We start from the raw sequence: 12,741 nt of genomic DNA on the forward strand, positions 1-12,741 counted from the left end.
GTTCGGGCTCGGTCATGATCGCCGGCGGCAAGCGCGGGCTGTCCGCCACTATGAAACGGGAACTGAAGCGACGATAAGCCATCGAGGCCACCATCGGTCACATGAAAACCGATGGGAGACTGGACCGGAACTTCCTTCTCGGCCATGTTGGCGACGCCATCAATGCCTTGCTCGTGGCCGCTGGACACAATCTGCGCCTCATCCTGGCAACCCTCGTGCTTTGGCTTGCCTGCATGCTGCAAGCGCTTCTTCCAACAATGGCAAAATCGGATACTCCAAAACCTCTGCCCGCGCATGCAACATCAAACGCTTAGCAATTGTTCAGGGCGAACTAAAGATTGATTCCCGCAATTGCGCCATTTGGCCCAAATGGATCGAGCGTGTGTGTGGACGCCTCCAGGAATGCAAGCAGGTTTTACGGCTATTTTGAGAGAATGCGGTCGAGTTCCAGCGTATGTCCGGCCTCTGGTTGCGATTTCAAAGTCGCAGGCCTTTATGGATAGTTCGAAGATCAGGTCCAAATCGCATTTTCGGGGTTTATGCCCCATACACGCTTCCCTGGTTTTCCCGATCTCGTCATTCTCGACTATTCGCCCATAATCCTCCGCTCAGACCCACCGCATTCCAGTTTCCAGCCGAGCGCCGTCAGGCAGCCAGCTGAACTTGATAAACATCGTCATTTCTTATCAAAGCCCAAGCCATTCTGGCCAACTTATTTGCCAGGGCAATCGCCACCAGCAACCTGGGCTTTCGTTTCAGCATCCGATCCAGCCACGAACCTTCTGGCGCGCCGCCTTTGCGCTCAGTGGCTTGGATGACGGACATAGCCCCAAGGATCAGAAGCCTTCGGATGTCTCGCTGTCCCATCTTCGATGTGCGCCCCAATCGAGTCTTGCTACCGGTCGAATGCTGCTTTGGGGTCAGACCTGCCCAGGCGGCAAAGTCCCGCCCTTTTCGAAAGCTTTCTCGCGGTGGTGCAAGTGTAACGATCGCCATCGCACACATCGGACCTATGCCAGGAAGTGTCATAAGTCGGCGGGCTGTTTCATCCTGTTGGGCTGCTGCTTCAATTCTTGATGTCAAATCCTCGATTTGCCAGTCCAGCAACCGAAGGTGATCAAAGAGCCGAATGCACATATGCGCATGGTGAGTGGCAGGAAATCGCTCGTTTGTTCACCCAAAACCAGTTCCTCGAGCTTTTTGACATGTGACAGGCCTTGCGGTGCAACGATCCGAAACTCTGCGAGATGCCCGCACAACATGTTGATGGTCTGGGTACGTTGACCCACGAACAACTCGCGCGTCTTCATAAGCATGGATTGAGCTTGTTGCTCGGCCGACTTCACGGCAACGTACCTCATTTCCGGCCGGGCTGCTGCTGCCGCAATTGCCTCTGCATCAGCAGCATCATTCTTCTGGCGCTTGACGAAAGGCTTGGCATACTGCGGCGGGATCAGCCGGCTCTCATACCCGATCTTCTCAATCTCCCGACCCCAAAAATGGGAACTGGCACAGGCTTCCATCGCCAAAAGACATCGTGGCAACCCAGCCAGGAAATCAAGGCCGACGCGCCGAACCTTGCGCCGGAATACCGTTGATCCATCGACCGCAGCCCCATGAAACTGAAACACATTCTTGGCGATAACAATCCCGATTATGCTAACTTCCATTGTGGACGTCTCCTGTTCCGTAGCGTTTACACGACAATACTTTGGCACATTGCGATGCTGTAAGGAGGCGTCCACTCCATCGCATTTAGGCGTCTTGAGAAACAAAAAGGGATCATTTTCTTTCGCGTGATTTAGCCAGCAGCATGCCGATGATGTCGGATGAGAATTTATACTCTCGCTGGTCCGAGAGGAGCTCTGCATTCATCGGATATTTCGTCCGTTTCGGTTCGAGCCCAGTGATGCGGAACCGTTCACCGCGATCATCGAACTCTTTGCCAAAGTCAGATGGGTCCAGTCCATACTGAGGTGCGTGGATTTAGAACATTTCCCTGTCAGGCTCAAACAGCGAACCGTCTTCCATGGGAAGACCGAGACGGATTGTGTAGGAAAGGCCAACGCGAAGATTGACATCCTGGAGATCATCGTCAGCGAAGCACAAGCCGCGATTGTACAGCAGGCAGCCCGCATCTCGTCTTGCAGCTTTGCACAAAGCCCAGGCGTGAGATTCTTCAGTCGCTTTTTCTGAGGCTGAACGTTCCCACTCATGCCGAATCCTTCAGATTTTTCTTTGCCTTGTAGACCGTGCCTCGGGAAACACCAAACTCACGAGCGATCTCCGTTGGTGACAAGCCTGCTGTCAGCTTTTCCCGAATTTCCGCCATGCTGATTCTGGGTGTATAGCGTGTCAATCTGGGTGAGAATTGCGCGACAATCTGGATGAGAATCTTGTGTCGCGATGTTTTTAGGATGCGGATTAGTACTACAGTTGCGTATTTAGGTTTTTCTTATAGTGAGCGGTTGCGGCGTTGAATTGGTGTTTTCGTCGTCATATTGACCAATCCATTACGAATGAGGCGGCGATTAGCGGTTTCAAAAGCAATCGCGCCAGAAGATATTTGATTTCCGCGGTGCTTGGCAGGAGTTTCGACATGATACTCAATCGGCGATGCGGCTGCATGGACTCGTTTCGTTCGCTTTCCTGAACGCGTTTCGCTTCAATGCGGCAGACAGCCTTGCCAGGAAAGCCGCCGCGGCCATAACGAGGCTCATGTGCCTTTGCCAGCCGTGCCAAGACCGCGCCTCACAATGATCGAGACCCAGGTCATCCTTGGCCCGCAGGAAGCATTCCTCAATAGTCCAGCGCAGGCCCACCGCCCCCGCCAGTTCCTCAGGGGTTGTGCCTTCGGGAGCAAAAGACAGATAGTAGGCGAACTTGTCGGGCTCTTTCCGGCTACGGCGGATCAACAGCCATCGTTCAAACCCTTCGTCCACAATGTAAGGCAAGGCTATCCACGCCCAGTCGTAGAGCCACATTCCCTTTGCCCCTTGGCCCGCCGGCAGCGGCATCCAGGCGTCGGCGTCAAGACCCTGAGCAATTGTCCTCGGGTCTGTCTGAATGAAGCCTTGCGCGGTGACAAAGCGCAGATCGTGGTTAGAGCGCACCGCCAGAACATAGGGCTGGCCGCGCTCTTCCAACAGCCGGCGCAAGCGGTAATAGCCACCGTAAAGCGCATCGGCCAACACCCACCGGCAGGGCGCACTTGCATTGAGGGCGGCGGCAATCATGTCGCGGGCAATCTCGATCTTCGTGGCAAAGGCAATATCCTCAGGCACGTGCGCCCGGGCACGCCGCTGCACATCCCCGGCCCAGGTCTTCGGCAGATAAAGGCGCCGGTCGATCAGAGACTGACCGAAGCGGCTGGCATAGGCCAGAAACACACCGACCTGACTGTTTTCTACCCTGCCTGCCGTACCCGAATATTGCCGGGAAACGCCAACCGACCGATCCCCCTTCTTCAGGAAGCCGGTCTCATCGACAACCAACACACCGTCTGCGTCTCCCAGGCTCTCAAAAACATAGTCGCGCACAACATCGCGCAACGCATCCGCTGACCAGGAACCGCGGCCCAGCAACGACTGCATCCGGTAAGGGCGCGACAACCCGGCGTGTTCCGACATTTGCCAACCCGTCTTGCGCTCGGCGCCGGACAAAAGGCCGTCGAGAAAAGCCCCGCCTGTTTCCTGAAGCTCACGACGGCGGAAAACTGGACAAAGCCGTTCCTTCAGAGACGAAAGCTCATCCTGCCACTGCAAGGCAGTACCCGACCATGTCGAAACCGGCATAAAAATCTCTCCATGTGACAAAGGAGAAGAATCATAAATCACTTAAATACGCAACCGTAGTACTAGGCGGATCGAGCACGGTACGCACTGCCAGCACTTCTATTGCGGATCGCCAAGAAATCTATTAAATGTATGTGACGAAGAGTAAACGAATGAAAATTATCTACTAAATGAAAAAATCACTGGAAAGTTGGACACGCGCCTCAGCTTGGAGCATTTACGATATGTCGCTCATGGACCTCCTTTTTGAGGCGCAGAGCGTACATCGCGAGCATTTTGACTCCAATCGGGTGCAGATATCGAAGCTGTTGTCGATCAAGACCGGCGGCTGCGCGGAGGACTGTGCCTATTGCTCACAATCCGCACGCAACGGCTCCCAGCTTTCGGCATCGAAACTGATGGAAATAGATCGTGTGCTGACGGAAGCCGGGAAGGCGCGTGACAGAGGCGCAACACGCTATTGCATGGGCGCTGCCTGGCGCGAACCAAAAGACCGGGACATGGACGCGCTGATCGCAATGATTGCGGGCGTCAAGGCGCTCGGGATGGAAACCTGCATGACACTTGGCATGCTGACCGAAGAACAAGCCGTTCAGCTCGCTGAAGCTGGGCTCGACTACTACAACCACAATATCGATACATCCGAACGCTATTACGCGGAAATCATCAGCACCCGCACGTTTGCCGACCGGCTCAACACGTTGGAACGCGTACGCGAGGCCGGCATCAAGGTCTGCTCCGGCGGTATCTTGGGCATGGGCGAGACGGTCGAGGACCGTATCGATATGGCGGTTACGCTCGCCAACCTGGCAGAGCCGCCGGAGTCGGTGCCTATCAATATGCTCATGCCTCAAAAAGGCACGCCGCTGGAGGATACACTCCCGCTCGATCCGATAGCTTTTGTCCGCATGATAGCGCTGGCGCGGATCTTGATGCCGCGTTCCTATATCCGCCTGTCCGCCGGCCGCAACCAGATGAGCGACGAGATGCAGGCGCTGTGCATATTCGCCGGAGCCAATTCGATCTTTGTCGGCGACACCTTGTTGACGGCGGATAACCCGGAAGAAGACGCGGACCGGGTTCTTTTCGAGAAAATAGGCATTTCCCCGATGGGCAGCAACGGTCTGCCGGATCGGAACGAAGCCGGCCAGCCATGAAAGCCCGGTTCGAAGCGACCCTGAATGCCCTGGAGAGGAGAAACCGGCAGCGCAGGCTCATGCCGGCGCGCGGGCTCGATTTTACCTCCAACGACTATCTTGGCCTGTCTGTTTCTCCGATTTTGGAGAGAGCAGCCATGGACGCGTTGGACCGTAACGTTCCGCTTGGCTCCGGCGGCTCGCGCCTGTTACGCGGCAATCATGCCGAACACGAAGCTTTGGAGACCGAAGCGGCCAGGTATTTCCACTCGGAAGCTGCGTTGTATCTGGGGAGCGGGTTTCAGGCAAACCAGGCCATCTTTTCCAGCCTGCCCGCAGCCGGTGACCTGATCCTGTACGATGAGCTGATCCACGCCAGCACGCATGAAGGCATGCGCCTTGGGCGGGCGGAGACCCTGGTGTTCCCCCATAACGACGTCAACCGCGCCGAAGAAACTCTGCGCAGCTGGCGTGCGTCCGGAGGGACCGGTCATGTCTGGATCGCCATCGAAAGCCTTTACTCGATGGAAGGGGACCTCGCTCCCTTGAAGGATCTCGACGCACTGGCCATGTCTACCGGCGCCGTTCTCGTGATCGATGAAGCGCACGCAACGGGCGTGTTCGGAGCGCAAGGCTGCGGACTGGCGCACGGGCTCGGCGCGGAAACCTTGACCCTTCACACATGCGGCAAGGCTCTCGGCGTATCCGGCGGCTTGGTCTGCGGCTCGCGGGTCCTGATCGAAACGCTGATAAACCGGGCGCGGCCCTTCGTCTTTGCCACCGCCCCCTCGCCCATGACCGCAGCGCTCGTACGCGCCTCCCTGCGAGCGCTGGAGGAACGTCCTGGCCTTCAAGCTGCCGCGCAGTCCCGCATCGATCACGCTCAGGGCGAAGCTCGCAGATGTTGCGGCCTGGCCGGTCTGGAAAGCCAGATCATTCCAGTGATCGTTGGCGACGATAACAGAACCATGTCTTGGGCAGGGGAGTTGCAGAGGCTCGGTTTCGATGCCCGAGGTATCCGCCCACCAACGGTTCCGCGGGGCACATCACGCTTGCGGATTTCCATCACCGCTCACGTAAGCCATCCGGAAATCACGGCACTGTTTGAGGCGATCTCCAAGTTGTTAGAGGAGGGGAAATGAGCGCGATCATCGTCACCGGCACCGATACAGGTGTCGGCAAAACGATTTCCGCTGCGGGATTGACGATGGCATTGGGCGCCGCCTATTGGAAGCCCGTGCAGGCGGGTCTGGACGGCGCTACTGATACCGAAACCGTTGCCGCGCTGACCGGATGCCCCACCCTGCCAGAAGCCTACCGGTTGAACCTTCCTGGCTCCCCCCATCTCGCCGCTGAGGACATGGGCATCGACATCAAGATCGCAAACCTGGCATTGCCGCCGGCTGCCGGCCCGCTTGTCGTGGAAGGCGCAGGTGGCGTCATGGTTCCCCTGGACCGGAAAACATTCTTTGTCGATGTCTTCGCCAGATGGAAGGCGCCGGTGCTGCTTGTGGCGCTAACGGGGCTTGGCACCATAAATCATTCCGCACTGTCGATCGCGGCCTTGCGGACTGCTGGCTGCCCCATCGCAGGACTCATCTTCAACGGAGTTCCCGACCCTGCCGCCGAGCAAACGGTAGTGGAGATGTGCGGCGTGCGGCACTTGGGGCGAATTGCTCCGATTGGAGCCCTGAATCGCAAAACACTAGCCAACGCTTTCCAATCAATCGATATCGAGAGCATTCGGGGTTTGCTATGACACCGCTGGAATTTGATGCCCGCCATTTATGGCATCCCTATACGAACTCGGCATCACCCGGTCCGATGCATCTGATTACGGATGCCAAAGGCGTTTGGATAACATGCCAGGATGGCCACCGGATGATCGATGCAATGTCCTCCTGGTGGTGCGCCATCCACGGCCACAGGCACCCGGCCATCGTTTCGGCGATGCAGCGGCAGCTTGAGCGGATGCCCCATGTCATGTTCGGCGGGTTGACGCACATGCCAGCCGTGGATCTGGGCCGAAAGCTGGTCGCATTGCTTCCCGATCGGTTAGACCGGATCTTTTATTGCGATAGCGGGTCGGTAGCCGTGGAGGTGGCAATGAAAATGGCCATTCAATATCAGATGGCTGCCGGGCGCGGCGGCAAAGTGGAATTTGCGACCATTCGCGGCGGGTATCATGGCGACACGTGGAAAGCGATGAGCGTCTGCGATCCGGTCAACGGCATGCACGGACTTTTTCGCGGCGCCTTGTCGGTCCAGCATTTTCTGGCACGCCCCGCCATCGGTCTGTCCGATGCGTGGCCGGATTTGCCCGAAGAAAACGGTCTGTCCGAATTGGCGGCTCTTCTCGACCGGAAAGGCAACCGGATCGCATCGCTGATCCTTGAGCCGCTGGTACAGGGAGCGGGCGGTATGCAGTTTTATCACCCCGGATGGCTCCAGGCTGCAAAGGCAATCTGCGAAGAACACGATGTTCTTCTCATTTTCGATGAAATTGCCACGGGCTTCGGCCGAACCGGACATATGTTCGCGATGGACTTTGCCGGTGTGCGGCCTGATATCATTTGTTTCGGCAAAGCCTTAACCGGCGGACATATTTCTTTCGCTGCGACCGTCGCCACGGAACGTGTCGCCATGGGAATTGGTGAGAGCGAAACCGGCGCTTTTATGCATGGACCCACCTATATGGCCAATCCTCTAGCATGTGCGGCGGGGAACGCAAGTTTGGATCTGCTCAGAGATAGCCGCTGGAAGGACAGTGTTGCGTGGATCGAAACACAGCTGAAGAGTGAACTCGAGCCGGCCAAAACCCTTGCAGGTGTCAAGGATGTGCGCGTGTTCGGGGCAATCGGTGTCATTGAAATGTGCAGGGAAACCGATCCACGGATTGCGCATTGCCGAGCGCCGTCGTCAGGAGTGTGGCTGCGTCCATTCGGTCGGAACATCTATTGCATGCCGCCTTTCATCATTACGCCGGAGGAATTGTCCCGCGTAACCGCCGAGATGATCTTTCTGGCGAAAGGGGAGGCATGAGATTACACTGGCTGCGAAAGTCCGGTTCGGCCAGGTTGATCCTTGCCTTTGGCGGCTGGGTCCTTGGTCCGTCGATATTCCGCAACATGACCGGCAGCGAGGATGTCCTGTTCGTCGAAGATTACCGGCAGCTGGATTTAGATCCAGGGTTCATTGAAACATACGATGAAGTCTATCTCCTCGCCTATTCCTTTGGTGTGGTTTCAGCGCTGCATTGGCTTGCGAACGTACAATGGAAGCCGGCCCGGCTGGTGGCGGTCAATGGCACCGCCTATCCGGCGGACAGGGAAAAGGGGATCCCGCCGGAGTTGCTCAAAGCAGCCGCAGACGGCCTTTCCGTTTCCAGCCTGGCACGGTTCACCAGACGCTGCGGTTCTGCGTCTCCGCCCGCCGAATTTGACATCAAGGCGGCCAGAGAAGAATTGCATTTCATTGCCGATCGAGGACCGGCGCGCGAATTGCCTTTCGACCGGATCTGGATTTCGACCGGTGACCGGATCATTTCCGCGCATGCCCAGGAAGCCGGCTGGGCCCGTCAGCGCTCCGTCGTTCGCCATATCGCGTCTTTCCACCAGCCATTTAATCAGGGGCAAAGCTGGGGAGACTGGTTCAATTGAATACTGCGTTGGATGAACGAGTGAGAAATAGTTTCGCCCGAAGCCAGGACAGTTATCACGACAACGCGCGCGAACAGGCGCGTATTGTTCAATTACTCGTGGATCGAATGGTGTCCCTGGGCGCGCCGAAGACCTTCGGGACAGTCTTCGAGTTTGGTTGCGGCTCCGGACATCTATCCCAAGCGCTGGTTGACCAGTTCGGTATAGCTTCGCTTTTTCTGAACGATCTTGCGTATTCTACCCGCTTACCGGCCCTACCGGTGAAAGCGTCCTTCCGGCTCGGCGATGTGCGTAAAATTGACTGGCCAGACTCACCTAGCCTGATAGCGTCCGCGTCGACCATTCAATGGCTGGCGGATCCTCAATGCCTTTTGCAACGTGCAGCCGACGCGCTTGCTCCTGGCGGTTGGCTGGTTGTTTCCGGATACGGTCACAGTCAATTCATAGAACTCGCTCAGCTCGGTTCGACAGCGCGTGCACCCGGGCTTTGTGGCTCTAAGGATCTGGCGAGATTTCTGCGGACCGGCTTCGATAACGAGCTGGAAATACTGGAAGCGCGGGAAGAGATTAATCCCGTCTGGTTTGACACTCCCCTTGACGTTCTTCGCCACTTACGCCGAACTGGCGTTAACGCCCCCCGCTCCCAGGTCTGGACCCGCGCGAAGCTGATGCGGTTCTGTTCGGACTACATCGACCGCTTTTCGTCAAATGCACTGGTGCCGCTCACCTACCACCCGGTCTGGATTATCGCGCGAAAACACTGTTAGGGCGGGGACCCTGCGTGTTATCTCAACTTCGCCAAATGGCGGCGTAATATTTCTACCGCACCGTCCGTATCCCGTGCATAAATTGCCGTGAGAATGGCCTGATGATCTTTGTCGGCCCGCTTTTGCCATTGGTCGGAAAACTGTGCGAGAAAGTGGCGGGCGTAGAGCATCTGCAGATTGCTGATTTCCTCGACCAGCCGTGGCATACCGCAACCGCTGACAATTGCCAGGTGAAAATCCCGGTTTGCCTCTTCCCACTCCTGAGCGCTGTTGGCGTCGTCGCAGCCGAGCCGTGCTTCTTCCGCACTTTCAATCTGCGCTCTCGTCAGGTTCAGAACCGAATTCATCAAGGCCACCGGTTCAAGAGCCTTTCGCATGACGATCAGTTCACGCACGGATGATTTGTCAAAAGGTGCGACACATACGCCCCGGCGCGGAAGACTAATTGCAAGGCCCTGGGCCACAAGCCTCAACAACGCTTCGCGCACAGGCACGTGGCTGGACTGGAAATCCTGCGCGATCTGATCTTGGCGCAATTTTTCCCCTGGTGGAATTTCGCCGCGCACTATCCCGGCCGCGAGGAGCTCTGCGATCTGGTCTGATTTCTTCGTGTTTTGATGGGTCATCTCAATGGAAAAGTACTATTTTGTTGTTGGGCTTTCTGGTTTTCCTAACTTCGAACACATAGTCGGAAACGCAGACATTCATAAATATTTACAATACCAACATCGATCGAATTGGCCAAATCTTTTAACCACTGAGCACTAGTAAATTTGGATCTGTCTCATAGTACTTACTAAGACTAAAGTCTCTGCACTCCTACACTCATAGAGATCAATACGTCAAGATCATGCATTCGGATGCAGCCGCTGAAAACCGATTTCCCGATTGATGACGGATCGTCGGTACCATGAATACGAAACAATGTATCTTTTCCGTTCACATAAAAATAGAGCGCACGAGCGCCGAGGGGATTTACCTCACCGCCTCGCAAACCATAGATCAACGGTCGTTTAACTTCGGGATCCGCTGAGATCATGTTCGAAGTCGGCGTCCAATCATACCAAGCGCAATTGATCCGAACCGATGAGCCCATTCCCGCCTGCTGATTGACATTATGATCCATGGTTGTTCGACGAGTTTGTTCCAAGCCCGGCCGCACAGATCGAGGATCTCCTTGTAGGATTTGAAGACGCGATTTGAGAGCCAGTTGTCTCGCATGAACTGCCAAATGTTCTCGACCGGATTGAGCTCCGACGGCGCTAACTGCGGTAGTGTCAAAGATCTTTCGCACTTTCGTTTTCAGGGTAGCCGTCCGGTTTCCCCGCTCTGACGGTGTGACCGAGTGTTTGATAGTGTCCACCATCGATAGTGGACATCTTTGGGTACTCCATGGCGGGCAAGAAGGGCTCGAAGAAGCGGTTTTGGTCTGACGAAGAGAAGCGGTTGATTTGCAAGCAGGCGCGGGTTCCTGGTGTTTCGGTTGCGCAAGTTGCACGTCGGTATTCGATGAACGCCAATCTGATCCACAATGGTTGCGTGATCCTCGTTTTGCATTGGACGGCGAGGCAGCAGATAGAGATACAGCGGCGTTTTTTCCGGTCGAGATCGAGGGCACGCTATCCTGTGCAAATGAGCCATTGGTAGTGTCCGCGATGAGTGCCCCTGTTTCCGCACAGCGCATTGACATTACGTTGTCAGACGGTCGGCGGATTCTGGTGGAAGGCCCGACGGCATTGGCGTCAGTTTTGGCCCTGGTTGAGGGATTGATGCCGTAATCCCCGTTCCATCGAACACGCGGGTCTGGCTGAGAGCGTTCTGAAGCAAGACCCGTTCTCCGGGCACTTGTTTGTGTTCCGTGGCCGCCGGGGCGATTTGGTGAAGATCGTGTGTTGGGACGGTCAAGGCGCGTGCATGTTTTCCAAGCGTCTGGAGAAAGGCCGGTTCGTGTGGCCATCGGCGGCGGATAGGAAGGTTGCGGTCAGCGCGGCGCAATTGTCGATGCTCCTGGAGGGGATTGACTGGTGTAATCCAAAACGGACGTGGAGGCCTTTGACGACGGGAAATTTGTCAATAAATCCAGCTCCATAGGATTCGCATCCCCTGGGCGTTCGGCTATAAGTCGGGGCATGTTCGGCGCCCCCAAATTCCTACCATCTGATCCCGGCGAGCTGCGCGTGGCGGCGGAAGGTTTGGTCGAGCTGGCCAAGGCGCAGGCTTTATAAATTGAAAAGCTGAAGCATCAGCTGTCGGGCCACAATCGGTACCGCTTTGGGTCCAAATCTGAAACTGCCGATCAACTCAATCTGCAGCTTCAGCTGGAAGAGGAAGAAACGGTCGCCGCGCGGGGCGCCCGCCGGAAGAGGTCTTCTGATCCAGCGTCAAAGCAAAAACCAAAGCGCAAGCCGCTTCCGCCAACCCTGCCACGTAACGAGCAAGTCCTGGCTCCGGGCGAAAACTACCCTTGTGGCGGCGATCTGCGCGCCCTTGGCGAGGATGTGACCGAAGAGTTGGAGTACATCCCCGGTCGGTTTGTCGTGACCCGCATCGTGCGCCCGCGCATGGCCTGCAAATGCTGCGATAAGATCGTCCAGGTGCCTCTACCGTCACGACCGATTGAGCGTGGCCGCCCAGGCCACGGGCTTCTGGCACATGTTCTGGTCTCAAAATACGCGGACCATTGCGCCAGAGCCAAATCTTTGAACGCGAGGGCATTGATCTTGGCCGTTCGACCTTGGCAGATTGGGTTGGTCAATCCAGCAAGCTGCTGGAGCCGCTCGCCGAAGCCATCGGGCGTTATGCCTGCTCCTGCAAAGCTGTTTTTGCAGATGATACGCCCATCAAGATGCAGGCCAAAAAGAAGTGCGCGACAGCCCGCATTTGGACCTATGTGCGCGATGAGCGTCCATGGGCCAGCGATGATCTGAAGTGGTCCCTGAAATTCGGACAGGTTACTAAGGTGTATCCCATTGATTTGAAGGGATACGAGAATGGCGAAACGCCGGAATTTTTTGGACGCGTTTGAAGCGAAGGTCACGCTTGAGGCATTGCGCGGTGACAAGACGATCCAGAAGATTGCAGCCAAGTGTCAAGTACACCCGAACCAGGTGAGCACGTGGAAACGTCAGGCTGTCGAAGGCATGGCGGATGTGTTCGCTCGTGGCGGCAAATCCGAGGGACCGACGGAAGCGGAGGTGAAGGACCTGCACGCCAAGATCGGGAGGCTGACCGTTGAGAACGATTTTTTAGCGCAAGGGCTCAAGAAGTGAGCCCGGCTAAGAAGCACAAGGTCTATCCCTATCTGCTGCGTATGCGTCCGGTCATACAGGCGTTGACTTACTCGGGTTGCCAATTCCACGGCATGAGTTCATCGAGTCGGTTCATT

13 protein-coding genes and 4 pseudogenes are annotated in these 12,741 nt (G+C 56.4%); 12 read left to right on the forward strand and 5 right to left on the reverse strand.

Annotation, left to right across the window (positions count from 1 at the left end; translation table 11 throughout):
- A pseudogene (locus tag Q0835_RS28295) lies at window positions 1-314 on the forward strand (transposase); the annotation flags it as partial.
- 331 nt (window positions 315-645) lie between these two features.
- Here Q0835_RS28295 and Q0835_RS28300 read toward each other — a convergent pair.
- From Q0835_RS28300 to Q0835_RS28310, 3 genes and pseudogenes are all read right to left on the reverse strand, one after another.
- Window positions 646-1,670 (reverse strand): annotated as a pseudogene (locus tag Q0835_RS28300) (IS110 family transposase).
- Window positions 1,671-2,212: 542 nt separating this feature from the next.
- Complete coding sequence (locus Q0835_RS28305) at window positions 2,213-2,332, reverse strand: helix-turn-helix domain-containing protein (RefSeq protein ID WP_363324523.1); 120 nt, start codon at window positions 2,330-2,332, stop codon at window positions 2,213-2,215.
- A 274-nt stretch (window positions 2,333-2,606) separates the two neighbouring features.
- A complete protein-coding gene (locus Q0835_RS28310; protein ID WP_298966628.1) occupies window positions 2,607-3,794 on the reverse strand; it encodes an IS701 family transposase in 1,188 nt (395 codons plus the stop codon).
- Window positions 3,795-3,964: 170 nt separating this feature from the next.
- Here Q0835_RS28310 and bioB point away from each other — a divergent pair, with 170 nt between their 5' ends.
- From bioB to Q0835_RS28340, 6 genes are read left to right on the forward strand one after another with little or no spacing between them, the layout of a single operon-like run.
- Window positions 3,965-4,951, forward strand: a complete 987-nt coding sequence (gene bioB, locus Q0835_RS28315) for a biotin synthase BioB (protein ID WP_298966631.1) — start codon at window positions 3,965-3,967, stop codon at window positions 4,949-4,951.
- On the forward strand, window positions 4,948-6,072 hold the full coding sequence (locus tag Q0835_RS28320; protein WP_298966634.1) for an 8-amino-7-oxononanoate synthase: 1,125 nt from the start codon (window positions 4,948-4,950) through the stop codon (window positions 6,070-6,072). Before bioB ends, Q0835_RS28320 begins: the two co-directional genes overlap by 4 nt.
- Window positions 6,069-6,689 (forward strand): dethiobiotin synthase, encoded by a 621-nt coding sequence (gene bioD, locus Q0835_RS28325; protein ID WP_298966636.1) that lies wholly within the window; start codon window positions 6,069-6,071, stop codon window positions 6,687-6,689. Before Q0835_RS28320 ends, bioD begins: the two co-directional genes overlap by 4 nt.
- Window positions 6,686-7,972 carry an adenosylmethionine--8-amino-7-oxononanoate transaminase gene (gene bioA, locus Q0835_RS28330; protein ID WP_298966639.1) on the forward strand — a complete coding sequence of 429 codons (1,287 nt, stop codon included), beginning with the start codon at window positions 6,686-6,688 and terminating at the stop codon, window positions 7,970-7,972. The genes bioD and bioA overlap by 4 nt, the downstream gene beginning before the upstream one ends.
- Window positions 7,969-8,589 (forward strand): pimeloyl-ACP methyl esterase BioG family protein, encoded by a 621-nt coding sequence (locus Q0835_RS28335; protein WP_298966641.1) that lies wholly within the window; start codon window positions 7,969-7,971, stop codon window positions 8,587-8,589. Before bioA ends, Q0835_RS28335 begins: the two co-directional genes overlap by 4 nt.
- A gap of 20 nt (window positions 8,590-8,609) precedes the next feature.
- Window positions 8,610-9,356, forward strand: coding sequence for a methyltransferase domain-containing protein (locus Q0835_RS28340; RefSeq protein WP_298966643.1), 747 nt, complete (start codon window positions 8,610-8,612; stop codon window positions 9,354-9,356).
- Window positions 9,357-9,373: 17 nt separating this feature from the next.
- Here Q0835_RS28340 and Q0835_RS28345 read toward each other — a convergent pair whose 3' ends face one another.
- Both Q0835_RS28345 and Q0835_RS28350 read right to left on the reverse strand, forming a co-directional pair.
- Window positions 9,374-9,982, reverse strand: coding sequence for a GntR family transcriptional regulator (locus Q0835_RS28345; protein ID WP_298966645.1), 609 nt, complete (start codon window positions 9,980-9,982; stop codon window positions 9,374-9,376).
- Between the two features lie 777 nt (window positions 9,983-10,759).
- A pseudogene (locus Q0835_RS28350) lies at window positions 10,760-10,888 on the reverse strand (L,D-transpeptidase); the annotation flags it as partial.
- Window positions 10,889-10,891: 3 nt separating this feature from the next.
- On the opposite strand from Q0835_RS28350, the gene Q0835_RS28355 reads away from it, so the two are divergent.
- The 5 genes and pseudogenes from Q0835_RS28355 to Q0835_RS28375 all read left to right on the forward strand — a co-directional run bounded on the left by Q0835_RS28355 (window position 10,892) and on the right by Q0835_RS28375 (window position 12,625).
- Window positions 10,892-11,134 (forward strand): transposase, encoded by a 243-nt coding sequence (locus Q0835_RS28355; protein ID WP_298966648.1) that lies wholly within the window; start codon window positions 10,892-10,894, stop codon window positions 11,132-11,134.
- 25 nt (window positions 11,135-11,159) lie between these two features.
- Window positions 11,160-11,447 (forward strand): IS66 family insertion sequence element accessory protein TnpB, encoded by a 288-nt coding sequence (tnpB, locus tag Q0835_RS28360; RefSeq protein ID WP_363324519.1) that lies wholly within the window; start codon window positions 11,160-11,162, stop codon window positions 11,445-11,447.
- 155 nt (window positions 11,448-11,602) lie between these two features.
- Window positions 11,603-11,884, forward strand: a pseudogene (locus tag Q0835_RS28365) (IS66 family transposase); the annotation flags it as partial.
- Window positions 11,885-12,036: 152 nt separating this feature from the next.
- Window positions 12,037-12,381 (forward strand): transposase, encoded by a 345-nt coding sequence (locus Q0835_RS28370; protein WP_298966650.1) that lies wholly within the window; start codon window positions 12,037-12,039, stop codon window positions 12,379-12,381.
- Window positions 12,347-12,625 carry a transposase gene (locus Q0835_RS28375; protein ID WP_298966653.1) on the forward strand — a complete coding sequence of 93 codons (279 nt, stop codon included), beginning with the start codon at window positions 12,347-12,349 and terminating at the stop codon, window positions 12,623-12,625. Before Q0835_RS28370 ends, Q0835_RS28375 begins: the two co-directional genes overlap by 35 nt.
- Window positions 12,626-12,741: the final 116 nt, after the last annotated feature.

Source organism: uncultured Roseibium sp., assembly GCF_947499295.1.
GTDB lineage: Bacteria > Pseudomonadota > Alphaproteobacteria > Rhizobiales > Stappiaceae > Roseibium.

Coding starts and splice junctions, on each gene's coding strand:
- Q0835_RS28305 (WP_363324523.1), bottom strand. CDS start 2,332: ATGGCGGAAATTCGGGAAAAGCTGACAGCAGGCTTGTCACCAACGGAG.
- Q0835_RS28310 (WP_298966628.1), bottom strand. CDS start 3,794: ATGCCGGTTTCGACATGGTCGGGTACTGCCTTGCAGTGGCAGGATGAG.
- bioB (WP_298966631.1), top strand. CDS start 3,965: ATGAAAAAATCACTGGAAAGTTGGACACGCGCCTCAGCTTGGAGCATT.
- Q0835_RS28320 (WP_298966634.1), top strand. CDS start 4,948: ATGAAAGCCCGGTTCGAAGCGACCCTGAATGCCCTGGAGAGGAGAAAC.
- bioD (WP_298966636.1), top strand. CDS start 6,069: ATGAGCGCGATCATCGTCACCGGCACCGATACAGGTGTCGGCAAAACG.
- bioA (WP_298966639.1), top strand. CDS start 6,686: ATGACACCGCTGGAATTTGATGCCCGCCATTTATGGCATCCCTATACG.
- Q0835_RS28335 (WP_298966641.1), top strand. CDS start 7,969: ATGAGATTACACTGGCTGCGAAAGTCCGGTTCGGCCAGGTTGATCCTT.
- Q0835_RS28345 (WP_298966645.1), bottom strand. CDS start 9,982: ATGACCCATCAAAACACGAAGAAATCAGACCAGATCGCAGAGCTCCTC.
- Q0835_RS28375 (WP_298966653.1), top strand. CDS start 12,347: ATGGCGAAACGCCGGAATTTTTTGGACGCGTTTGAAGCGAAGGTCACG.